Below are 23751 nucleotides of genomic sequence, written 5' to 3'. Positions count from 1 at the left end.
ACCCATATGCACAACAGGCCGGCCCGTCACATCCATGACCGGCTCGCCTGCGCCCGCCTGTACCTGTGTACCGACGCCCGCCGCGAACTCGGCGACCTCGACGAGTTCGTCGCCAAAGCAGTCGCCGGCGGTGTCGACATCGTGCAGCTGCGGGACAAGGGTTCGGCCGGTGAGAAACAATTCGGTGCCCTCGAAGCGGCCGAGGAACTCGCGATCCTCGCCCGGCTACGCGAGATCACCCACGCCGGCGGGGCGTTGCTGTCGGTCAACGACCGTGCCGACCTCGCCCGATTGTCGGGTGCCGACGTCCTGCACGTCGGGCAGGGCGATCTGACCCCGGCGCAGGCCCGCGAGATCGTCGGCGAGGAGATGATCATCGGGCAGTCCACCCACGACGCCACCCAGGCGGCCGCCGCGGCAGCCGACCGGGACGTCGACTACTTCTGCGTCGGACCGTGCTGGCCCACACCCACCAAACCCGGCCGTACCGCGCCCGGCCTGGGCCTCGTTCGCGAGGTCGCCGCCAGTGTGCCCGGCAAGCCGTGGTTCGCGATCGGCGGTATCGACGCCCGGCGGCTGCCCGAGGTGGCCGCGGCCGGGGCCGGGCGCATCGTCGTCGTGCGCGCCATCACCGCGGCCGACGATCCCGAGGCCGCCGCCCGTGCCCTCACCGTAGGCATCACCGCAGTGGGCATCACCGGAACCGACATCACCCCAGGTCACTGACCTGAGTGTGAAACGGTTCACACTTTCGCGGCGTGAGGGTGTACCCTCGACCCCGTGCTCAAAGCAGGTCCGCTTCTTCTCGTAGCCCGCCGCAGCGGGGTCTGATCTCGACCGACCCCCCGCTGCGGGTCGGCTTGCGTGCCTTAGTCGGTCAACTTCAGTTCGACCGAAATGAGCAGATTCGATGTTTACCGTTCATCCCGCCCAGACATGCTCGGCACGTAACCCCGGTCGGCACACCCTGCCCTCCGGGATCCGTGAGGAGGCATCCACCATGACCTGGGAAGACTTCACCGACAGGTACTCCGGCGACGGCCGCATCCGGCTGGCCGCGTTTCACACCAAGCCCGCCGGCCACGACATGATCGACTGCCAGGCCACCCTCGCGGTCGCCGACGACCTGCTGTCACTGCACGCCACCGCCACCGGCCCCGTCGGCGCGATGACGTCGATCCTGCACGACATCGGCGCCCCCGTCGCCATCGTCGCGCTACGCCAGCGCCGCACCGACAACGCGTTCGCCACCTACCTGCTGTGTGAACACAACGGCACCCAGCGCTGGGCGTACGGCACCGGCACCACCGGCGACGACGCCAACGTCAACGCCCTGGTCGCAGGCGCCAACCGATTGCATGGTTGATGTCGTCAATTGAGAGCCGATTCTCACCGGACCCAACGCGTCCCTCCCTCCTTCGTCGCTTTGGCCTCAGGGATCAAGAAGGTGCTTGTGTCGAAGGTGTGTCGGGGACACGTCTTGATCCCTGAGGCCGTTGCGACGAAGGAGCGAGGGTCGCGAAGGGTCCGGTGAGAATCGACGCCTGACGTCACCACCTCCGAGCGGCAGTCACGACTGTTGCCGGGCGGCCGTCGTCAGGTGGTCTTTCAGCCGGGGCCAGCTGCGTCCGAAGGCGGGGTGCAGGGGCATGTGCTCGACATCGGTGATATCGACCCACCGCAGTTCGGTGGACTCACCGTTGGCGACGGTCCGGACCGGCTCATCGACCTCCGCGATCACCGTCGTGTAGGTCCAGCCGCTGGGGGCGTTGTGAGTGACGAACGCCGACAGCACCCGCAGTTCGTGGCCGCCGATCCCGGCCTCCTCGTCGGCCTCGCGGATCGCGGTGTCGATGGCGCTCTCGTGCGAGTCACGGGCCCCGCCCGGCAGCGCCCACGTGCCGCCCTGATGCGACCATGCGGCCCGGTGCTGCAACAGTACGCCGGTCACGCCGTCCGGTAGCGGTGCCAGCAGCAGCAACCCGGCCGCGCCGTGCACACCCCAGTACCGTGAGCCGTCGGGATCGAGAACCCATCCGTCACCGTCGCCGCGCACATCGCCTCCTAATCGTCCCCGCTGACCGTCCCCCGCCAACCTGTCCCCACCGACTCACCTTCCGGGCTGTCGTCTTTTCAACCGTATGTGAGATAGGTCTGGTGAGCCAGCCTCCAAACCGGGTTGAGCGCGACTAGGGTGGAGAATGCAGAGTCCCACGCTCGGGTAGGAGGCCTACGGTGACCGGCCACGCATCTCCCGTGCGCAGCGCCGTCACCCGCGCAGGTCGGGCCGGGCGCTCGGCGAGCGGGCTCGCGTTGCCCCCGCTGCGGCAAGCCCTCGCCGACCGCCGCGAGCTGTCCGAAACCCGCCCCCGCACCCAGCCGCCGATCGCCGCTTTGCGTCACTACGCGCGCACCTCGCCGGGCAGACTGGTCGCGATTATGATCGTGCTGTCGCTGGCGCTGCTGCTCACCGGCTGGTATTCGGCGAGCGTGCTCGACGACCGCACCAGCACCTTACGGGCGATGGTCGACCGCACCGAACCGCTCGCCGAATCCGCCCAGGTGCTCTACAGCTCCCTGTCGATCGCCGACGCGTCGGCCAACGGGGCGTTCCTGTCCGGCGGCCTGGAGTCGCCCACGCTGCGCACCCGCTACGCCGACGCCATCGCCACGGCCACGACCTCGCTGATCACCGCGGCGGGCAGCCTGATGGACGAGGCCGAGGCGGACTCGGCCAAGGAGTTCACCGAAACCCGCCAGGACGTGGAGTCCCTGGCCAAGAACATCCCCGTCTACACCGGGCTGGTGGAGACTGCGCGCACCAACAACCGGCTCGGCAATCCTGTCGGGTCCGCGTACCTGGGTGTGGCGTCGACTCTCATGCAGAAGACGATCCTCCCGGCCGCCCAGCGCGTCTACGACCGCCGATCCGCCGCCATCTCCGACCCGCAGCAGACCCTGTCGACACCGCCGTGGGGGGTGTACGCGGCGCTCGCCGTGACCATCGTGGCTCTGGTGGCCACCTCCCGGTATCTGGCCCGGCGGACCCGTCGCCGATTCAATGTGGGCATCCTCGCCGCACTGACGGCCATCGTCGTCGGGTCGATGTGGTTGCTCGCCTCGGGGCTGACATCGGTGGCCATCACCCACAGCGCCCGCGAGAACGGCGCCGACCCGCTACGCGATCTGACGTCGGCACGCATCGCGACCCAGCAGGCCCGGTCGGCCGAGACGCTGTCATTCGTACAGCGCGGCGACACGGAAGGTCTCAGAGAGACGTTCAATCTGGCCACGCTGCAGATCCGACACACCCTCACCACGCTGCAAAACGACCACCACGACGTCGCCGCGGTCACACCCAGTCAACTCGGTGCCACCCTCGACCTGCTGGCCCAGTGGATCGCCGCCGACAACGACGCACGCACGGCGATCGAAAGCGGCGACTTCTCGAAAGCGCAGAAGATCATCGGCACCGGCACGTCGGCCAAGCGGTACGCAGCACTCGACGCCGACCTCGTCAAAGGCATCACCGCCACCCGCGAATCGTTCCGCACCGACATCAACACCGCGCAGCGCGTCATCGGTTACACGGGAACGGGAATGCTCGTCATCGCCTGCTTCGCCACACTGGCCGTCATCGGCGGGTTGGTTCCCCGGATCCGGGAGTACCGATGACGGCGCGCAGGCCGGCCGCGACGATTCTGGCGGCAATGGTGCTGGCCGCTCTCACCATGACCGGGTGCACCGAGTTCCCCGCCCCCGACTCGCCGCCGCCGAGTGCCACCGCCGACATACCCGCTCCTCCCGGTGCCATGCCGCAGACCACGGTCGAGCCCGTCCCCGACGCCGGTGACTGCGACGCCCTGACGAGTCTGCGGCCCGGCCAGTTGCCCACGCCCCGGCACATGCCCGCCCGCAGCACGATGGCCGCCATCTTCTCGCGCGGCCGGCTCATCGTCGGCCTCGACATCGGCAGCAATCTGTTCAGTTTCCGCGACACCATCACCGGCGACATCAAAGGATTCGACGTCGACATCGCCCGGGCGATCGCCCGCGCCGTCTTCGGCGATCCCAACCAGATCGAGTTCCGGGTACTCACCTCCGGCGACCGGATAAAGTACCTCCAGAAGGGCGACGTGGACGTGGTGGTCAAGACCATGTCGATCACTTGCGACCGCCGCCAGGCGGTGTCGTTCTCTGCGCCCTATTACGTTGCCGCCCAACGTATTTTGGCCCAACGCAATAGCGGGATCGCCGACGCCGGCGACCTGGCCGGCAAACGGGTGTGCGCGGCACGCGGAGTGACGTCCATCGGCAGGCTCCAGTCGATCGTGCCCACCGCCCACATCACCACCACCAGTACCTGGGCCGACTGCCTGGTGATGCTCCAGCAGGGACAGGTCGACGCGGTGAGCACCGACGACGCGATCCTCGCCGGGCTGGCCGAACAGGATCCGTGGGTCCGGGTCATCGGGCCGAGTCTCGGCGAGGAGAACTATGCGGTGGGTATCGCGAAAGGTCACGATGACCTGGTCCGGTTCGTCAACGGCGTCCTCGACGACGTGCGCACCTCAGGACAATGGCAGCAGATGTACAACCGCTGGTTGTCGATCCTGGGCCCCGGCTCTCCACCCATACCCCGATACCAGGACTGAGCGCGAACAATGACCGGCTCACCCACACCGGCGCACTCCACAGGCGATTCCCCACTCGACGGGGACCGCACCACCGAACCCGGCCACATGACCGCCGACCAGGTGCATTCCGGTGATCTCGACGAGACGGATTTCGACGAGAGCGACCACACCGAGGCCGTCGCGTTCGACCCGTTCGCCGACGACGAGGCGGACGAAACCGACGGCACCCAGGCCGTGACATTCAACCCGTTCGCCGACGACGAGGCCGACCAGACCGACGGCACCCAGGCCACCGCATTCGACCCGTTCGCCGACGAGGCGGACGAGACGAACGGCACCCAGGCAGCCGCGTTCGACCCGTTCGCCGACGACACCGACGAGGTTCCCCGCAGACCACCGCCCGGGCCCGGACCGGTCACCGACTACACCACCGGCAGCACCGGGCCCGTGTCGACCGAACCCATCGGCACCGGCTCGAAACTGCGCCTGATCCCGCAGAATCATCTGGGAGTGCACGACCGGCGCCTGGGTAGCGGACTGGTGGACCTGCCCACGATCCACGACATCGACCCCGCCGACGCAGTCCTCACCGGGGCCGTCATCCCGGAGGGCAAACGCCGGTGCTGGCGTTGCGGCAGGCCCGTCGGCCGCAACGACGGCGAACATTCCGGCCCGATGACCGGTGACTGCCCGAAGTGCGGTGCGCACTATTCGTTCGTTCCGGGCCTTGACCCCGGCACACTGGTCGCCGACCAGTACGAGATCGCGGGCGCGATCGCTCACGGCGGCATGGGCTGGCTGTATCTGGCCACCGACCACAATGTGTCCGACCGGCCCGTTGTCCTCAAAGGACTGCTCAATTCCTCCGATTCGGAGGCGCAGCAGGTGGCGCTCGCCGAACGGCAGTTCCTGGCTTCGGTGAATCATCCGGGCATCGTCAAGATCTACAACTTCGTCGAGCATCCCGACCAGTTCGGCCAGCACATCGGCTACATCGTCATGGAGTACGTCGGTGGCCAGACGCTCAAACAGCTTATGGCGGCGCAGAAGTCGGACCTCGACAGCGACAATCGCCTACTGACCATCGAGCAGGCGATGGCGTACATGCTCGAAGTGCTGCCGGCCGTGGGCTATCTGCACTCGGTGGGCCTGGTGTACAACGACGTCAAACCCGAGAACATCATGGTCACCAGCGACGACGTCAAGCTGATCGACCTCGGTGCGGTATCGGCGATCAACGGCTACGGACATCTGTACGGCACACCGGGATTCCAGGCGCCGGAGATCGTGCGGACCGGTCCGCAGGTGGCCACCGACATCTACAGCATCGGCCGCACCCTCGCCGCACTCACATTGCCGATGCGCCGCAAGAACGGCCGATACCTCGACGGCCTGCCGAGCCCCGAGGACGCCCCGGTCCTGGCCGACAATCCGTCGTATCAGCTTCTGCTGCAACGTGCTACGTCATCCGACCCCGACGAGAGGTTCGTCTCCGCGGAGGAGATGAGCACACAGGTGCTCAACGTGCTGCGCGAGGTGGTGGCCGTGCACACGGGGGTGCCGCGGCCGTCGTTGTCGACGGTGTTCAGCCCGCCGCGCACCACTTTCGGCACCGAACTGCTGCTCGGTCCGGTCGACGGATTCTTCGACCCCGACAAGGCGGCGTTCTACGATCCGCTCGACATCGCGCACGCGCTCCCGGTCCCACTGGTCAGCCCCGCCGATCCGGCCGCCGGCATGCTCACCTCCGCGGCCCTGTCCTCGCCACGGCAAACCCTCGATTCGATCAAAGTGGCTCGTGCCGACGGATTTTCAGCGGTCTTCGGAACCCCTTCGGCCGATCCGCACCCGTCGCTGGAGATCGATCTGGTGGAGGCGCGCGCCCATCTCGAACTCGACAACGTCGACACCGCCATGGAGTTGCTGCGCAACATCACCGTTCACCACGGCGACTCGTGGCGGGTGCGCTGGTACATGGGTCTGTGCGCGTTGCGCAATGGCGAACCGGAGATCGCCTATGAGCGTTTCGATGATGTGCTGCAAGCGATGCCGGGTGAGATCGCACCGAAGATCGCCGTCGCGGGCACAGCGGAGTTGATCGGCCGGTGGCTCGCGGACGAACGCCTGGCGAGCCAACGACGCATCACCGAGTGGACCACGATCGCCGCCCACCATTATCACGACCTGTGGTGGACCAACCACACGATCATCACCGCCGCGTTCGGCCTGGCGCGGCTGAACACGGCCTCCGGCCGGATCGCCGAGGCTCTCGAACCTCTCGACGAAGTCCCTTCCACCAGCAGGCATTACAACACCGCGCGGGCCACGGCCGTACTGATCCTGGTGCACGGCCGCAAGACCGAGGACATCACCCGCGAGGAGATCACCGAAGCCGCCGCCCGGCTCGAACAGATCCCCGAGACCGAACCCCGCAAAGCCCGGCTGGCCCTCATCGTTCTCGGGACAGCCCTGGGATGGATTGCGGCACAGGATGATCCACCCACCGACCCGAAGGTGAAGTTCCTCGGCTACCCGTTCACCGAACTCGGTGTGCGACGCGGTACCGAGAGCTCCCTTCGCGCCCTGGCCCGGCAGACCCGCTCCAACCGCGACCACCGATTCATACTGGTCGACCTCGCCAACTACGTGCGCCCGGCCACTCTCTTCTGATCGCCCCGCCGGTTTCGAGGTGTGACGACGTCAGGAGTCGGCGACGACCTGGGCGGCCTGGCGGGCGATGGCGAGTTCTTCATTGGTGGGGACCACCAGCACGTCAACAGCACTGCCGTCGGTGGAGATCCGGCGGGTTTCCTTGGAGCGCACGGAATTTCGCTCCGGATCGAGGATGATGCCGAAGTTTTCCAGATCGGTGAGGGTGTCGGCGCGCAGGCCGGCGGCGTTCTCGCCGACACCGGCGGTGAAGCAGATCGCATCGAGTCGGCCGAGGTCGAGCAGGTAGGCACCGAGGTAGTGCCGCAACCGGTGTACGTACACGTCGTAGGCCAGCTTCGCCGAATGATCACCCTGCTCGATGAGCGCGGTGACGGATCGGAAATCGCTTTCGCCGCACAGCCCTTTGAGGCCGGACTGTTTGTTGAGCAGGGTGTCGATCTGATCGGCGGACAGTTTGGCCACCCTGTGCAGGTGCATCACGACGCCGGGATCGATGTCGCCGCTGCGGGTTCCCATGACCAGCCCCTGCAGCGGGGTCATCCCCATCGACGTGTCGATCGGCTGCCCGCCGCGGATCGCCGACGCCGACGCCCCGTTACCCAGGTGCAGCACGATCTGATTGAGCTCGGAAAGGGGTTTGCCGAGAAACTCGGCAGCCTTGCCCGACACGTACTCGTGACTGGTGCCGTGAAAACCGTAGCGGCGGATGGCATGCAGGCTGGCCACACCGCGGTCGAGGGCATAGGTGGCCGCCGCATCGGGCAGGCCGTGAAAGAACGCGGTGTCGAACACGGCGACCGCCGGGACATCGGGCAGCAACTGGCCGGCGGCCCGTATACCGATCAGGTTGGCCGGATTATGCAGTGGCGCAAGGCCGGCGATACGTTCGATCTCGCTCATCACGTGTTCGTCGATCAGCGTGGGCAGGAAGAAAGTACGCCCGCCGTGCACCACCCGGTGCCCGACGGCACGCAAACCCGCTGTGTCCAGGTCGATCCCGCCCTCGGCGAACAGTTCGGCGACCCGCTCGAACGCCGTCCTGTGGTCGGGCAGTTCGATCTCTTCGGTGAGTTCGGCACCGTTCTGTTCGTGCGTGATCGACGATCCCAGATCACCGATCCGCTCGCACAGTCCTTCGGCGCTGACCACCTCCGTGTCGGGGTGTATCAGTTGGTACTTCAGCGACGACGAGCCCGCGTTGAGGACCAGCACCGAACCCGCAATACTCATGTGGCATCACCTTTTTCGCACGCCTGGGCCTGGATGGCGGTGATCGCGACGGTGTTGACGATGTCGGACACGAGCGCACCGCGCGACAGGTCGTTGATGGGCTTGTTGAGGCCCTGCAACACCGGGCCGATCGCCACCGCGCCGGCGCTGCGCTGCACCGCCTTGTAGGTGTTGTTGCCGGTATTGAGGTCGGGGAAGATCAGCACCGTCGCCTGCCCGGCAACCGGCGAGTCGGGCATCTTGGTGGCCGCCACAGACGGTTCGACCGCGGCGTCGTACTGAATAGGGCCCTCCACCAACAGATCCGGGCGTCGTTCGCGTACCAGCCCGGTGGCCACCCGCACTTTGTCGACGTCGGCACCCGACCCGGACTGACCGGTCGAATACGACAGCATCGCCACCCGCGGCGTGATGCCGAACGCCGCCGCAGTCTCCGACGACGAGATGGCGATGTCGGCGAGTTGTCGGTCGGTGGGATCGGGCACCACCGCGCAGTCACCGAACGCGAGAACCTGGTCGGCCAGGCACATGAAGAACACGCTCGAGACCGTCGACACGCCCGGTTTGGTCTTGATGATCTCGAACGACGGCCGGATGGTGTGCGCCGTGGTGTGCGCGGCCCCCGACACCATGCCGTCGGCCTTGCCGAGGTGCACCATCATCGTGCCGAAATACGAGACGTCCCGGACGATGTCGCGGGCCGCCTCCTCGTCGATGCCCTTGTGCTTGCGGAGTTGGTGATAGGCGTCGGCGAACTCGTCGACCAGTTCGGAATCGAGCGGATTGATGATGTCGATGCCGTCGAAGTCGATACCGAGTTCGTCGGCGCGGGCCCGCACCAGCACCGGGTCGCCGAGCACCGTCAATCGGGCAACGTTACGGCGCACCAGGATTCCCGCCGCCCGCAGGATCCTGTCGTCGTTGCCCTCGGGTAGGACGATGTGGCGCCTGTCCGCTCTGGCCCGCGCGAGCAGTTCGTACTCGAACATCTGCGGGGTCACCACCTCGGTGAGCGGCACGTCCAGTGGTTTCATCAATTCGGCCGCGTCGATGTGCTTTTCCATCATCGCGATCGCGGCCTCGATCTTGCGGGCCGAGAACCTGCTCACCTGGCCGCGGGTGTGCGCGGAGGTGCGGGCGGTCTCGTAGGTGCCCTGCTCACACGCGATGATGGGCAGTGTGGCCCGCATGCCTTTGACGAGGCTGTCGATCATCGGGTGCGGTCGCAGACCACCGTTGAGAATGATTCCGGTCAGCCTCGGAAAGCCATGCGCCACATTGGCATTGACCAGAGCGAGGAGGACGTCGGATCTGTCGGCCGGGGTGATGACGACGGTGGAGTCGGTGATGCGTTCGAGAATATGCTCGACGGTCATGCCGCCGACCATCACCCGTAGCGCCTCCCTGTCGAGGAGTTCGGGGTCGCCGCTGTACAGTTCGGCCCCGAGCGCGGCCTGCAGCTCACCCATGGTGGGCGCCACCAGGATTGGGTCCTCGGGCAGTGCCCACGACTGCACACCGGTGGTGGCCAGCTCGGCGGTGATCTCCTTCAACCGCGCCGGATCGCACCTGTTGGCGATGAGCACCGCGGTGGAGGCGTGTGCGGCGGCGATCTCGCCGACGAGCACTTCGGCGTGTGCGCGCAGTTCGGCCGGAGTCTGGTCGACCGCCCGCAGTGCCAGGACCACCGGTGCCGAGAGATTGGCCGCGACACGGGCATTGAACGACAGCTCCGACGGATTGCCGATACCGGTGTAGTCCGAGCCGACGATAACCACGGCGTCACAACGCTCCTCGACGGCGTGGAACCGGGCGACGATCTCGGCGATCGCGGCATCGGGGTCGGCGTGCACGTCGTCGTAGGTGACGCCGAGACAGTCGTCGTAGTCGAGGTCGGCGGAGAGGTGCTCCATCATCAGTTCGAGGATGCGGTCACGCTCGCCGTTTGCCGCGGCACGCGAGATGGGCCGGAACACTCCGACCCGGCCGCTGGTCGCGATCAGCAGGGCCAGCAGGCCGAGCGCGATCGCCGATTTGCCGGTATCGCCTTCGGCCGATGCCACATAGATGTTTCTGCACGAAGGCGCCGATTCAGGCGTCGCCGACTGTCCCATGCGCTAAACCCTAACCCTCCGGACCACATCGCGTGATCCGAGTCTCCCGGGGCTACACGGTGAGGTTGCGCAGGCGGGGTTCGAGGTCGCGGGCGAAGTTGTCGAGGAAGCGGCGCTGGTCGTGACCGGGGGCGTGGAACACGAGGTGGTTCAGGCCCGCGTCGGTGTAGAACTTGACCTTCTCGACGGCCTCGTCGGGATCGGAGGCGACGATCCAGCGTTTGGCGACCTGCTCGATGGGCAGTTCGTCGGCCAGGCGTTCCATTTCGGTGGAGCTGTTGACGCTGTGCTTCTGTTCCGGAGTGAGCGAGAGTGGCGCCCAGAATCGCGTATTCTCCAGTGCTAGTTGCGGATCGGGATCGTAGGAGATCTTGATCTCGATCATCCGGTCGATGTCGTCGCAGCTGCGGCCCACCTTCTCGGCGCCCTCCTTGACGGCCGGGATGAGCTTCTCGGTGTACAGCTCGGCCCCCTTGCCGGAGGTGCAGATGAAGCCGTCACCGGCCCGGCCCGCATAGCGCGCGACGACCGGCCCGCCCGCGGCCACGTACACGGGGACGAGCTGCTCGGGGATGTCGTACATGTAGGCGCCCTGCGTCTTGTAGTACTCGCCGTCGAAGTTGACCTCCTCGCCGGTCCACAGCTGACGCATCAGTGCGATGGACTCGCGCAGCCGGGCGAAACGCTCCTTGAACTCGGGCCATTCACCCTGGAAGCCGGTGGCGTACTCGTTGAGCGCCTCGCCGGTGCCGACACCGAGCATGATGCGTCCGGGATACAGGCAGGCCATCGTCGCGAAGGCCTGAGCGATGACAGCCGGGTTGTAGCGGAAGGTAGGGGTCATCACCGACGTGCCGATCTGCACGCGCTGCGTGCGCTCGCCGACCGCGGCCATCCAGGCCAGGGAGAACGGGGCGTGACCGCCATTGTGCCGCCACGGCTGGAAGTGGTCGCTGACCGCCACGGAATCCATGCCGGCCTGCTCGGCCGCAACCGCGATCTCGACGAGTTCACGTGGGTCGAACTGTTCGGCCGATGCCTTGAAGCCGAGCTTGAGTTGTTGCGCCATCTGCTTGTCCTTCACTCCGGTCCCGCCGCTGCACAGGTCTGCCCGCACACCGGCCAAACGCCCGAGCGAGCACTCGCTCACCAACGTACCCGGCGATCGTCGTGGGCTGTCACCCGGATCACACCGGCGGGCCTGTGGATAACGCCGTTGCGGGTTCCGGGCGAAACCCACTACCGTCGAACGGGTATTCGACAACCCGGGACGGTATCCCGGGTCCACTGGCATCCCCGGTTCAGCGGTATCCCGGTTCAGATGAAGGAGTCGCCCCATGAACGCCCTGTCCCTCGCCGACGATGGAGCCCTGCGCTGCTCGTGGGCCGCTCGCGAACCGGAGACCGCCTATCACGACACCGAGTGGGGGTTCCCGGTGGCCGACGACACCCGACTGTTCGAGAAGATCTGCCTCGAAGGGTTCCAGTCCGGCCTGTCCTGGCGCACCATCCTGCTCAAACGGGACAACTTCCGCACGGCATTCGCCGGATTCGATATCCCGACCGTCGCAGGTTTCGGCGAGCGCGACGTCGAGCGGCTGCTCGGCGATGCCGGTATCGTCCGGCATCGCGGCAAGATCAACGCCGCCATCAACAATGCCGCCCGCGCCCTCGAACTCATCGACGAGGCCGGATCTCTCGCCACCTTCGTCTGGCAGTTCGAACCGGAGAACGCCGACAGGACTGCGGCAGAACCTGTTTCGACCTCACCGGAGTCTGTGGCATTGTCCAAGGCGCTCAAGAAGCGTGGCTGGAAGTTCGTCGGACCGACCACCATGTACGCGTTCATGCAGTCGATGGGGGTGGTCAACGATCACTCGGCGGGTTGCCTCACCTATGAGCCCGTCGTTCTCGCCCGTGAGCAGTTCACGCGTCCGGAGCTGCCGCGACAGCGCTGAGCCGGTGTTACCGTTGAGCGCACCATGACTTCCCGATCGACCGAGTGGCTCATCGAATTCACCGTCGCACAAGCTGATCCGGGCACGGTGGCCACGTTCGTACGGCGAACGGCCGATGGGATCAGGAAGCGCACCGGGCCGTTGCCCGACGATGTGCAGGCGACGATCGCTCCCGCTATCGAAGAGCACTGGCGGGCGTTCCTGAGCGAAGTGACCACGACCGACCAGGGCGTCACCGAATTGGTACCCGCCGCACACCGTCTCGCGGTGCTGCTGGCCACTCACCATCTCGATCTGTCGATGCTGCTGAGGATCTATCAGGCGGCGCAGACCGCGTCGTGGGACTTCGCGGTGGCCGTGGTGAAGGGCGCACCCGCCGACCTGGACCGCACCAGACTACTGATCTGGTTCTGGACCAAGGCATCTCGCTGGTTCACCGCGTCGATCGAGCTGTCGGTGGCGGTGTATCAGGAGGAGTTCAACCGGATCCGGCAACGCGGCGACACCCGGCGACACGAACTGGTGGCCGGCGTCCTGGCAGGCAATGAGATCAGCGCCGCGGAACTGTCCGCCGAACTCGGCGGCTACCGGGTGAGCGGAGTGCGGCATGTCGCGGTGATCGCACACGCCCTCACCGCCGATGTCATCGAACAGCTCGAGCCCACGGTCACCGCGTTGTCGGCCGCCTTGCGGGGTGCTGGGATGACCGTGGTGCGGCCCGGCGGGCGTGAACTGTGGGGCTGGATCGCGGCACCCGCGGTGGGGGTGGCCGATCTCGACGCCGCGGCAACCGACATCGACGCGTCGCAGGTCCGGCTGACCGTAGGTGGGCCGGCCGCCGGACTGGCCGGTTTCATCGCCGCCCACCGGGATGCGCTGATGGCGCAGCGGGTGGCGTTGTCGCCGGTTCGCGAGGTCGCTGTCACGGAATATTCCCAGGTCGCGGCGCTGACACTGCTGGCGCTCGACCACGAGTCGGCAGCCCGCTTCGCCCGCGACACCTTGGGCCCGCTCGCGGATTCCGACCAACGGCACCTGCGCGACACCGTTCGTATCGTGCTCACGTCGCCCGAGTCCGCCGATGTGGTCGCCGCCCGGCTCGGGGTGCACAAGAACACCGTCAGGTACCGCGTTCAGCAGGCCGAGCGAATGCTCGATCGCCCGCTCCAAACCGGAGCGGGCGATCTGCTACTTGCTATCGACTATCTCGACGCGTTCCCTATCGACTAGCTTCCTCGCGTGTCGATGTCTTCGGGCTCGATGTCTTCGGGGTCGATGCCTTCTGGGTCGATGCCTTCTGGGCCGCCACGCCGGATGCCGTCTGCACCGGGATGAAGTCGACCTTCTCGCGGACACCGCAGTCGGGGCAGCACCAGTCGTCGGGGATGTCCTTCCAGGCTGTACCTGCGGCGAAGCCTTCGGCCTCGTCACCGGAGGCCACTTCGTAGGTGTACTCGCAGCCGGGGCAGCGGGCGACCAGCACCTCGGTGGCGTACACCTGGCGGGTGATGTCTTCCTTCTCGGTCTCAAGTTCGGTTCCGGGCGGCGGGAACTTGGCCATCAGCTTGTCGAGCTTGCCGGGCTGCACGTTGGCCAGGCGGACGTCACCGTCGAAGTGCGCGACGACGCGCGGGTCCATCACCTTGCGCCACAGCGGCGGGATCACCGCGAGGACGATCATGCCCGCGTAGCCGGTGGGCAGGGTGGGCGATTCCTTGTAGTCGCGCAGCGTCTGGTAGCGACGGGTGGGGTTGGCGTGGTGGTCGCTGTGCCGCTGCAAGTGGTACAGCAGGATGTTGGTGCCGATGTTGTTGGAGTTCCACGAGTGCGAGGGCAGCACCCGCTCGTAGCGGCCGGTGCGCGTCTTCTGCCGCAGCATGCCGTAGTGCTCCATGTAGTTGACCACTTCGAGCAGCGAGAATCCTACGATGGCCTGCAGGATCAGGTACGGGATCACCTCGACGCCGGTCACCGCGATGATGACACCGAACAGCACGACCGTCATCGCCCAGGCATTGAGGACATCGTTGCCCCAGTGGAACGGGTGGGTTTCCTTGCGCTCGTAACGCTTCTTCTCGCTGCTCCAGGCGCTGCGCAGCGATCCGGAGACGGTGCGCGGCCAGAAGCGGTAGAAGCTCTCACCGATGCGCGACGATGCCGGATCCTCGGGGGTGGAGACGCGGGTGTGGTGGCCGCGGTTGTGCTCGATGAAGAAGTGGCCGTAGGCGCTCTGGGCGAGCGCGATCTTGCCGAGCCAGCGCTCTTCCTTCTCCCGCTTGTGGCCGAGTTCGTGGGCGGTGTTGATGGCGATGCCGCCGACGCAGCCGATCGAGATGGCCAGGCCGATCTTGTCGATGACGGGCCAGTCGGTGGTGCCGACCAGGTACATCGCGACGATGAAGCCGGCGTACTGCAGCGGGAGGAAGGCGTAGGTGACGTACCGGTAGTACTTGTCGTTCTCGAGTTCCTCGATCATCTCGTCCGGCGGGTTGGATGAGTCGGTCCCGATGATGATGTCGGCGAGCGGCACGATCAGGAAGATGACGATGGGTCCGGTCCACATGAACACGCCCCAGCCCGTCAGCAAGTACATACCGAGTGCTATGAACGCCAGCGACGGGACGACCAGTCCCATCAGCCAGAGGTAGCGTTTGCGATCACGCCACTGCTCGGTGGTGCCGTCTGCGACGACACCAGTGGGTTCCAGACTCATGGCTGTGTACTCCCTTAAACCTTGACAACGTTCGATGTTGTCAACGTTACAGGGATCTGAGTCACAAACATCGGCCAATTCGCACAAGAATTAGATTCTCTGTTGTGCTTTTTCACAGTAATCGCTCATGTGATCGAACTCTGAGGTATGGTCGTGCACACAGATCGGGATGCCGGGATCGTCAGCTTTCCGACCGAAAGGGTCAACCGGCCGAATCAGTGTCCCCGAACAGATCGGGCAGGCCTTCGGAGATGTGATCGGGGAAGACCGGCGAGCGTTTGCCGAGGAAGGCGTCGACGCCCTCACGCACATCTGCGGCCTGACCGCGCACATGGATGCCGACAGATTCAGCACGGTGCGCGTCTATCGGATCGGCCGCACCCAGCATGCGCCAGAGCATGGCCCGGGTCAGCGCCACCGACACCGGTGCGGTCCCGGCCACCAGCTCGCGGGCCACCTCGATCGCCCGGGGCAGAACCTGTTCCGGTGCGACGACCTCACGCACCAGCCCACGCTCGAGCGCCTCGGCGGCCGGCACCATCCTCGCGCCCAGCACCCACTCCAGGGCGGTGCCGATGCCGACCAGCCGCGGCAGGAACCAGCTCGAGCAGGCCTCCGGGACCAGTCCGCGCGCGGTGAAGACGAAACCGAATTTGGCTGTGTCCGAAGCGATCCGGATGTCGGCCGGCAGCGTCATGGTGACCCCGACACCCGCGGCCGGACCGTTGATGGCGGCGATCACCGGTTTCGCGGACCGGAAGATGCGCAGCGCGGTCACCCCGCCGACATCGGGCGGGGTCTGCCCCTCGGTCTCGGTGACGAAGGTGTCGCCACCGGCGGCGAGGTCGGCGCCCGCACAGAATGCCCTGCCGGTGCCGGTGAGCACCACCGCGCGCACCGCATCGTCGGCGTCGGTTCTGTCGAGCGCGGCGATGATCTCCTCGGACATCTGGTGGGTGAACGCGTTGAGTTTGGCGGGCCTGTCGAGCCGGATGATCGCGATCTCGCCGTCGGCCTCGACGCTGACCACCGGTGCGCTCTCCCGGGTCAGCGAATCGCTGGCCGTATCGGGGATGGTGTTGCCGAATTCGGCTTTCGCGGAGCGTGATTCACGAAAGCCGAATTCGGCTTTCGCAGGGCGTGATTCACGAAAGCCGAATTCGGCTTTCGCAGGGCGTGATTCACGAAAGCCGAATTCGGCTTTCGCAGGGCGTGATTCGCGAGATCGGTCCTGCGCCCCGGCCATCGCGGCTACCGTCCCGTCCACTGCGGCGCGCGCTTCTCGGCGAACGCCCGCGGCCCTTCCCTGGCATCGGAACTCGCGAACACCGTGCGGATCGCGGTCCTGTTGATCCGCCACGCCTCCTCGTCCCAGCCGCGCTCGGACAGTGCGGTCTCGTGCATGACGCGCTTGGTCTCGGCGACGGCGAGCGGAGCGTTACGCGCGATCGTCGCCGCCAGTTCGAGCGCGACGTCGAGCGCGGTTCCCGCCGGGGCGATCCGGTTGACCAGCCCGAGCTCGTAAGCCCTTGCAGCGGAGATCGGTTCGCCGGTCAGGGCGATCTCGGCCGCGACCTTCTGCGGCACCTGCCGGTGGATCCGCAGCAGCCCGCCGGCGGCGGCGATGATCCCCCGACGTACCTCCGGCAATCCCATGGACGCGGTCTCATCGATCACCGCGAGGTCGGCGGCGAGCACGATCTCGGTGCCCCCGCCGAGCGCGAAACCGTTCACCGCCGCGATGACCGGCGTCGAAATCCAGTGCCGCACAATGCCCGCGAAGTCCCACTCGCGGTGCTCGGGATCATCGATCCGCCGTCCGGCGCCCAGTTCCTTCAGGTCGGCACCAGCGCAGAACGCCTTACCCGCCCCGGTGAGTACCACCGCCCGCACGTCCTCGTCGGCGTCGGCACGTTCGAGTGCGGCACCGGCCGCCGCCGACAACGCCGAGTTGACCGAGTTCATCGCCTCGGGCCTGTTGAAGGTGATGACGGCGACGTGGTCGCGAACCCGGTACAGCACCTCGCCGGAATCTTCGGGTTGGTGTTCAGTCACAAACTGCTCCTGTAGGTATATCCGACTGTATTTGTCCGAAAGCTGTTGAGATCAGCCGAACACCGGCGGCGGCTCGTCGGTCCGGCCCACCTGGTAGCACGTGTCCGAATCCTCCTGCTCGTAGCCGAGCAATCGGCACATGCGCACCGCGGCATGGTCGTCGGGGTTGATCCGCAGCAGCGACACCTGCGCACCGCGTTCGCCCGCCGGCGGCTTGTCGCGCTGGTCGGTCATCGCGGCCACCAGCAGCGCACTGCCCAGCCCCTGCCCGGTCGCCGATGCCGCCAGGATCAGCGCGAACACCGGAGCCGCGCGCAGTTCGAGGTGGATGGTCGTGGCGGTGGTGTACCAGACGAATCCCAGCATGACGCCGGTCGCGTCGCGCGCCTCGATGACGGTGCCGGTGCCGCGGCTCAGATCCGAGGTGAGCCGGTCGCGATGCGCCTGCGGCACCGACGCGGCGCCGAGCACCTCGACCAGCTCGGCGACGTCCGCGCCGAGTGCGCGTGGGGCACCCAGGACCAGACCCGCGGGCACTTCGGGCACATCCAGCGGCAGCGCGAACGGACCGGTCAGCGGCCGCGCCAGCCCCCACTGCTCGGCGACGGCGTCGACGCCGAAACGTCTGGTGAGCCGTTCGGCGGCCGGATGGGTGGAATACGCCCAGCACCGCAGCGCCGTCGCGCCCGTCCCGTCCCAGCCGCCTTCGGTCGCGGCGTCGAGGCCGAGCTGTTCGACGAGAAGGGTGGTCAGGCCGCGGGAGCGGTAGTCCGGGTGCACGACGTAGGAGACGGTCGCCAGTCCCCCGGCACCGATCGCCAGGCGGAGATAGGCGACCACCACCGGCGGGGCGTACTCGTCAGGGCTCAGGTCGGCGGGGTTCAGGTCGGCGGGGTTCAGATCTGGGTGCGCCCGGATCGGCAGATGCAGCACCCGGATGTCGCCGGTGACATCGGTGCTGGTGACATCGGCCGGGTCGATCTGGGCGAAGCCGGCCTCGTCGTCGTAGGCGGACGCCGCCGTCACGAGCGCGAGGATCTGATCGAGGTCGTCGCCGTCCAGTTGCGGGGTCCACGAGTAGGAGATGATGGACTGGGCCTGGTCAATCACCCAGTAAATCTAACGTATTTCGATAAGCTTGACAATGCCGAAAGCCGTCCGTTCGAATGGTATAAATCTAATGTACATAGATAAATAGATCCGGCGCCCCGGACGCTGACCAGGAGATACCATGCGCACCGATCTCTTTTCCGACGACCACGAACAGTTCCGCGCCTCCGTCCGCGGCTTCGTCGGCAAACACGTCGTCCCCAACATGCAACGCTGGGACTCCGACCGTCTCATCGACCGCGACACCTGGCGGGCCGCGGGCGCGCAGGGACTGCTGGGCCTGTCTGTGCCCGAGGAGTACGGCGGGCCCGGCGAGACCGACTACCGGTTCCGCGTCGTCATCCAGGAGGAGATCGCCCGTGTCGGAGCGTCGGCCCTGCAATCGGGGTTCTCCACCAACGACGACATCGCGCTCAACTACCTGCTGCGCCACGCCACCGACGAGCAGCGCGCACGCTGGCTGCCCGGCTTCGTCACCGGCGAGACCATCGGCGCCATCGCGATGAGCGAGCCCGGGGCAGGCAGCGACCTGCGCGGCATCGGCACCACCGCCGTCCGCGACGGCGACGGGTGGGTGATCAACGGCTCGAAGACCTTCATCACCAGCGGCATCCTCGCCGGCCTGGTCATCGTCTTCGCCAAGACGGCGGCCGAGAACACGACCGGGAGCAGTTCGAACGATTTCAGCCTGTTCGTCGTCGAGGACGGCGCCCCCGGTTTCGCCCGCGGCCGCAAACTCGACAAGGTGGGCCTGCACGCGCAGGACACCGCCGAACTGTTCTTCGACAACGTCCGGGTCGGCGAGAACCAACTCCTCGGCGAGGTGGGCGGCGGACTGCGCTACCTGATGCAGAGCCTGCCGCTGGAGCGTCTCGGCATCGCCATCGCCGGACAGGTATCGGCGGAGGCCGTCTTCGACTGGACCCTGGCCTATGTCAAGGAGCGTGAGGCGTTCGGCGGGCCGATCGGCCGCTTCCAGGGGCTGGGGTTCACCCTCGCCGAACTGGCCACCGGCATCGAGGTGTGCCGCGCCTACATCGACCGCTGCGTCCGCGAATACAACAACGGAACACTCACCGCGATCGACGCCGCCAAGGCCAAACTCTGGGCAACGGAGTTGCAGGACAAGGTGATCGATGCCGGTGTACAATTCCACGGCGGCTACGGATACATGATGGAATACCCCGTCGCCAAAGCATTCATCGACGCCCGCGTGCAGCGGATCTACGGCGGCACCAACGAGATCATGAAAGAGATCATCCACCGCGACCTGATGCGCTGAACCGCCCCCTTCGCCGGTTGAGGCGGGGGCTCGGCTTTCCGGTCGGAACCGGCTGGGGGAAGGCTTATTCCGGTGGGGGTTGCAGAATTCCGGCGGCGACGAGACGGTCGATCTCTGTGTCGTCGAGGCCGAGGAGGTCGCGCGCGATGGCGCGAGTCTGTTCCCCGGGCAGTGGGGCCGGATTCAGCGGGGCGTCGGGGATGGCCTGGAAGTGCGCGACCCGGACCGCGGTGGGCAGTGGCGTGGGCAGCAGGGGGTGTTCGAGGTCGGTGTAGGCCGAGCGCGCCACCAGGTGGGGGTCGACGAGCAGTTCGGGCAAGCGGTTCATCGCGCCGGCCGGAACTCCCCCCTCCTGCAACGCCGTCATCGCTTCGATGGGAGTGCGCTCTGACAACCATTGGGCCAGTGGCTCTTCTGCTGCGGCCCGGTCGGCCAGTCGGGCCGCGGCCGTCGCCAATCGTGGGTCGGCCAAGTCGATCACAGCGCACAGCCGCTCCCAGTCGGCGTCGTCACGAACACTGACCACGCACCATTCGTCGTCACCGGCGCATGCGTAGACGCCCGACGGAGCAGCGATCGGGTCGGTGTTTCCGGTGACCGCCACCGAACCGGGTGCCAGGGATTCGCGGACGAGATGCTCGCCGAGCTGCATGATCGCGGTGTCGGCCTGCGCCACCTCGATATGTCCACCGCAACCGTACTTTTCGCGGGCGATGAGCGCCGCGAGAATGGTGGCCGCACTCACCTGCGCTGCGATGTGGTCGGGGTAGACGGTGGACCCGTCGCACAGTCCCCGGTAGTCGGCGTCGTAGCGCCACAGATCCGACACCCCGCACGCGGCCCGGACCAGCGGTCCGTAGCCCAGGCGCGTGCTCCACGGGCCGACGCTGCCGAAGGCACTGGACTCGGCGACGACGATCTTGTCATTGATCGCCGAAAGATCCTCGTACGCAATGCCCATCGATGTCAGCGTGCCCGGCTTGAAATTGGCGAGCACCACATCGGCCGAGGCGGCGAGGTCGCGGAAGATCTGTTTGCCTTCCGGTTCGCGCAGGTTCAATCCGATCGACCGGCGGTTGCGGTGTCCCCAGGCCACCGAGGGTGACAGTGCCGCACCGCGTTTGGACTGGCGCAGGCCGTCGGGGAAGGCGGCGTTCTCCACCTTGATGACATCGGCGCCGTTGTCGGCGAACTGGCGGCCGAGTTCGGCGCCGAACACGATCACACCCAGGTCGAGGACCCGCAGGCCGGCGAACGGGCGCACCACCCCGACCGGCGCGGGAGCACCCGACGTGGGACTCGTATCAGATGCCGTCACAAGTTGTTTCGCGACAATCGATTCCGGAATCGGAGCAACCGCAATCTGCTCGTCGTGCTCACCCACGCCGGGGGCCCGGTGACGCCAACCGGCGCGCAGGCCGTCGAGCGTCGCGTATCCCGATGGCACGCGCGCGGCCACGCCGTCGGCGATCTGGTCGTCGGCGAACGCTCCCGAGATCGCGTAGTGTTCGGCGGTCAGCACCTCCCCGACCGACAGCACGCCGCCGATCGGAATCCCCCGCGCCGCACCTTCGGCGACGAGTTCGTCACGGGTGTACGCGGAGAACAGCTTCGCGATGAGCGGATGGATGCGGCCGGCGGCGGCGAACCGCCCGGGAATCGTGTCGTATACGGGATCGGCGAATTCGGCGGGCTCACCGAGCCACGAGAACATCGACCGCCATTGACGTTTCGCGAGCAGGCAGATGCGGACCCGGCCGTCGGCGCAGTCGAATACGGGATAGAAGTCGGCCGCATCCGGGCGCCCACGCGGGTAGTCGACCTTACGGCCGGCAGCGGCCGAGCCCTGGACACCGAAGCCGGGATCGAAGCCGTGCACGATGACCTCGAGCGCGGATATCTCGACGAGTTGCCCTGTGCCCGTGTGTAATCGGTGGTAGTAGGCGAGCAGTGCCGACCACGCCACGTGCACCCCTACCGCGTGCTCGACCAGTCCTGTCGGCGGTAGCAGCGGCTCACGTCCGGGTTCACCCGAGCGGGACAGTACACCGCTGAGCGCGTAGATCACCGATTCGGTTGCGGCCCAATCACGGTACGGTCCGGTCCCACCGAAGCCGGACACCGACACGGCCACCAGCGCCGGATTGATCGCGAGCAGGTCCGGCGGGCCTTGGTCCGCCGGCCCCCCGGGCCGCGGCGAGTCGATCAGGATGTCGGCGCTGCGCACGAGCCCGGCGAATCGCTCTCGGCCCTCGGGTGTTCCGAGGTCGGCGGTGACGCCGCGCTTGTTGGCGTTGCGCAGCGCGAACGGGATGCTGATGCCGTCGTGGAACGGGCCGGTCGCCCGCGAACGCGTGCCGGCCGGCGGCTCGACGCGGACGACGTCGGCGCCGAGGTCGGCGAGGAATCGCCCGGCGGATTCGGCCAGACCGTCCGTCAGGTCGATTACCCGGACACCGGACAGGGGCAGCGTCGCCACAGCATTCTCCTTGCTGGCCGAATCCGCGCCGGCCGAATCCGAATCAGTTTCCCCCACAATGGTGTTAGTAGTCCCGGAACTACCGTCAACGGGTGGCAAAGTACACCGACTTGGCCGTCAGATAGGGGGCGAGCCCTTCCGGTCCCAGTTCGCGACCGAGGCCCGATGCCTTGACACCGCCGAACGGTGCGGCGAAGTCGAGGGCGTAGTGGTTGACACCGATGGTGCCGGTCTCGATCCGCGCGGCCAGCGCCAGCCCGTGCTCCTCGTCGGAGGTCCAGATGGTACCGCCGAGCCCGTACGGCGAGTCGTTGGCGATGCGCACCGCCTCGTCCTCGTCGTCGTAGCCGATGACGGTGAGGACCGGCCCGAAGATCTCCTCCTGCGCGATGCGCGAGGAGTTGTCGACGTCGGTGAAGACGGTGGGTTCGACGAACCAGCCCTGGTCCCGGGAAGCGGGCACGCCGCCGCCGGTGGTGATCGCAAATCCGTCGGCGCGCCCCGCCTCGATGAAGCCGAGCACCCGATCCCGCTGTGCGGCACTGACCAACGGGCCCACGGCCGTCGCCTTGTCGAGCGGGTCACCGATGGTGAGTGCGGACACCGTATCGGTCACCGCCGCCACGACCTCACGCAGCCGGGTGCAGGGCGCGAGGATCCGGGTACTGGCGTGGCAGGTCTGGCCGTTGTTGGCCAGCGACACCTCCGGCAGCGCCCGCGCGAAGACGTCCAGGTCGGCGTCGGGCAGCACGATCGACGCCGACTTGCCGCCGAGTTCCAGTGTCACCGGCCGCAGCAGCCGCCCGCACACCTCACCGATGGCCCGGCCCGCCCCGGTCGATCCGGTGAACGCGACCTTGTCGATGCCGGGATGTGCGACGAGATAAGCACTTTCGTCGCGATCGGCGGGGACGACGTTGATCACTCCGGCGGGCAGTCCGGCCTCGACGGCCGCATCGGCGAACACGTATGCGTCCAGGGCTGTTTCGGGTGCCGGTTTGAGGACCACCGTGCAGCCGGCGGCCAGCGCGGGCCCGATCTTCATCGCCGCGAGCGCCTGCGGGTAGTTCCACGGGGTGATGGCGGCGACCACGCCGACGGGTTCGCGGCGGACCACGGTCCGGCCGCCGAACACACCGGCGCGGGTGTCCTGTGTGGAGCCCTTCCGGATCAGCCCCGCGTAGTAGGCGATGATCGATGCGGGGGCGATTCCATTGGCGCCCTTGGACAGTGAGATCGGCATTCCGTTCTCGCGGCTCACCAGCATGGCGGTGTCGCGGGCGCGGGCGCGCAGCGCGGCGGCAAAGGCGTCGAGGACGTCGGCACGCTCGTCGGCGGTCAGTCCGCGCCACGGGCCGGCGAATGCGGTGCGGGCGGACTGCACCGCCGCATCGATATCGGCGGGGGAGGCCAGTAGCAAGGGTGCCACCGGGAACTCAGTGGGCGCCCCGCACACCGCGGGGGTAGCGGGGGGGGGAAGGGGGGGGCCGGGTACCCCCC

General features: G+C 67.2%; 18 protein-coding genes. 8 read left to right on the top strand and 10 right to left on the bottom strand.

The features are described 5' to 3' along the window. The first annotated feature begins 6 nt into the window (after positions 1 to 6). Both thiE and Q0627_RS05430 read left to right on the top strand, forming a co-directional pair. Positions 7 to 726 carry a thiamine phosphate synthase gene (gene thiE / locus Q0627_RS05435; protein WP_298808252.1) on the top strand — a complete coding sequence of 240 codons (720 nt, stop codon included), beginning with the start codon at positions 7 to 9 and terminating at the stop codon, positions 724 to 726. 274 nt (positions 727 to 1000) lie between these two features. Further along, the gene (locus tag Q0627_RS05430) at positions 1001 to 1366 is read left to right on the top strand and encodes a hypothetical protein (RefSeq protein WP_291017142.1); all 366 of its coding nucleotides are present in this window, start codon (positions 1001 to 1003) and stop codon (positions 1364 to 1366) included. 204 nt (positions 1367 to 1570) lie between these two features. Here Q0627_RS05430 and Q0627_RS05425 read toward each other — a convergent pair whose 3' ends face one another. Further along, a complete protein-coding gene (locus tag Q0627_RS05425) occupies positions 1571 to 2056 on the bottom strand; it encodes an NUDIX hydrolase (protein WP_291017086.1) in 486 nt (161 codons plus the stop codon). 179 nt (positions 2057 to 2235) lie between these two features. Here Q0627_RS05425 and Q0627_RS05420 point away from each other — a divergent pair, with 179 nt between their 5' ends. The 3 genes from Q0627_RS05420 to Q0627_RS05410 are packed head-to-tail and all read left to right on the top strand — an operon-like array spanning position 2236 to position 7307. Continuing rightward, a complete protein-coding gene (locus Q0627_RS05420; RefSeq protein ID WP_291017084.1) occupies positions 2236 to 3675 on the top strand; it encodes a hypothetical protein in 1440 nt (479 codons plus the stop codon). Beyond that, the gene (locus tag Q0627_RS05415) at positions 3672 to 4655 is read left to right on the top strand and encodes a glutamate ABC transporter substrate-binding protein (RefSeq protein ID WP_298808134.1); all 984 of its coding nucleotides are present in this window, start codon (positions 3672 to 3674) and stop codon (positions 4653 to 4655) included. The genes Q0627_RS05420 and Q0627_RS05415 overlap by 4 nt, the downstream gene beginning before the upstream one ends. A gap of 9 nt (positions 4656 to 4664) precedes the next feature. Next, positions 4665 to 7307: a serine/threonine-protein kinase gene (locus Q0627_RS05410; RefSeq protein WP_291017080.1), complete on the top strand. Its 2643-nt coding sequence runs from the start codon at positions 4665 to 4667 to the stop codon at positions 7305 to 7307. Positions 7308 to 7337: 30 nt separating this feature from the next. Here Q0627_RS05410 and Q0627_RS05405 read toward each other — a convergent pair whose 3' ends face one another. The 3 genes from Q0627_RS05405 to fgd are packed head-to-tail and all read right to left on the bottom strand — an operon-like array spanning position 7338 to position 11723. Next, positions 7338 to 8540, bottom strand: a complete 1203-nt coding sequence (locus Q0627_RS05405) for an acetate kinase (protein WP_291017078.1) — start codon at positions 8538 to 8540, stop codon at positions 7338 to 7340. Beyond that, positions 8537 to 10654 carry a phosphate acetyltransferase gene (gene pta / locus Q0627_RS05400; RefSeq protein ID WP_291017076.1) on the bottom strand — a complete coding sequence of 706 codons (2118 nt, stop codon included), beginning with the start codon at positions 10652 to 10654 and terminating at the stop codon, positions 8537 to 8539. The genes Q0627_RS05405 and pta overlap by 4 nt, the downstream gene beginning before the upstream one ends. 52 nt (positions 10655 to 10706) lie before the next feature. Further along, a complete protein-coding gene (fgd, locus tag Q0627_RS05395) occupies positions 10707 to 11723 on the bottom strand; it encodes a glucose-6-phosphate dehydrogenase (coenzyme-F420) (protein ID WP_298808132.1) in 1017 nt (338 codons plus the stop codon). A gap of 268 nt (positions 11724 to 11991) precedes the next feature. On the opposite strand from fgd, the gene Q0627_RS05390 reads away from it, so the two are divergent. Together Q0627_RS05390 and Q0627_RS05385 are read left to right on the top strand one after the other, a co-directional pair. Continuing rightward, positions 11992 to 12612 carry a DNA-3-methyladenine glycosylase I gene (locus tag Q0627_RS05390; protein ID WP_291017074.1) on the top strand — a complete coding sequence of 207 codons (621 nt, stop codon included), beginning with the start codon at positions 11992 to 11994 and terminating at the stop codon, positions 12610 to 12612. A gap of 24 nt (positions 12613 to 12636) precedes the next feature. Further along, positions 12637 to 13842: a CdaR family transcriptional regulator gene (locus tag Q0627_RS05385; protein WP_291017072.1), complete on the top strand. Its 1206-nt coding sequence runs from the start codon at positions 12637 to 12639 to the stop codon at positions 13840 to 13842. Here the strand turns inward: Q0627_RS05385 and Q0627_RS05380 are convergent. From Q0627_RS05380 to Q0627_RS05365, 4 genes are all read right to left on the bottom strand, one after another. Beyond that, on the bottom strand, positions 13832 to 15325 hold the full coding sequence (locus Q0627_RS05380) for a fatty acid desaturase (protein WP_291017070.1): 1494 nt from the start codon (positions 15323 to 15325) through the stop codon (positions 13832 to 13834). The genes Q0627_RS05385 and Q0627_RS05380 overlap by 11 nt on opposite strands. A 202-nt stretch (positions 15326 to 15527) precedes the next feature. Then, positions 15528 to 16571 (bottom strand): enoyl-CoA hydratase-related protein, encoded by a 1044-nt coding sequence (locus tag Q0627_RS05375; RefSeq protein ID WP_367180760.1) that lies wholly within the window; start codon positions 16569 to 16571, stop codon positions 15528 to 15530. Positions 16572 to 16576: 5 nt separating this feature from the next. Beyond that, entirely contained in the window at positions 16577 to 17380 is an 804-nt protein-coding gene (locus Q0627_RS05370; RefSeq protein WP_291017066.1) for a crotonase/enoyl-CoA hydratase family protein, read from the bottom strand. Positions 17381 to 17431: 51 nt separating this feature from the next. Further along, complete coding sequence (locus Q0627_RS05365; protein ID WP_324387782.1) at positions 17432 to 18490, bottom strand: GNAT family N-acetyltransferase; 1059 nt, start codon at positions 18488 to 18490, stop codon at positions 17432 to 17434. 121 nt (positions 18491 to 18611) lie between these two features. On the opposite strand from Q0627_RS05365, the gene Q0627_RS05360 reads away from it, so the two are divergent. Next, positions 18612 to 19772 carry an acyl-CoA dehydrogenase family protein gene (locus tag Q0627_RS05360; RefSeq protein ID WP_298808129.1) on the top strand — a complete coding sequence of 387 codons (1161 nt, stop codon included), beginning with the start codon at positions 18612 to 18614 and terminating at the stop codon, positions 19770 to 19772. Between the two features lie 64 nt (positions 19773 to 19836). Here the strand turns inward: Q0627_RS05360 and Q0627_RS05355 are convergent, their stop codons facing one another. Both Q0627_RS05355 and Q0627_RS05350 read right to left on the bottom strand, forming a co-directional pair. Then, positions 19837 to 22251, bottom strand: a complete 2415-nt coding sequence (locus Q0627_RS05355) for a CaiB/BaiF CoA-transferase family protein (protein ID WP_298808126.1) — start codon at positions 22249 to 22251, stop codon at positions 19837 to 19839. A gap of 85 nt (positions 22252 to 22336) precedes the next feature. After that, complete coding sequence (locus Q0627_RS05350; protein ID WP_298808123.1) at positions 22337 to 23680, bottom strand: aldehyde dehydrogenase; 1344 nt, start codon at positions 23678 to 23680, stop codon at positions 22337 to 22339. Between the last annotated feature and the right edge of the window lie 71 nt (positions 23681 to 23751).

Source organism: uncultured Gordonia sp. (genome assembly GCF_937858515.1).
In the GTDB taxonomy this organism is placed as follows: Bacteria; Actinomycetota; Actinomycetes; order Mycobacteriales; family Mycobacteriaceae; genus Gordonia.
Note: the sequence above shows the minus strand (reverse complement) of the source record. Positions and strands in the feature narration are given on the sequence as shown.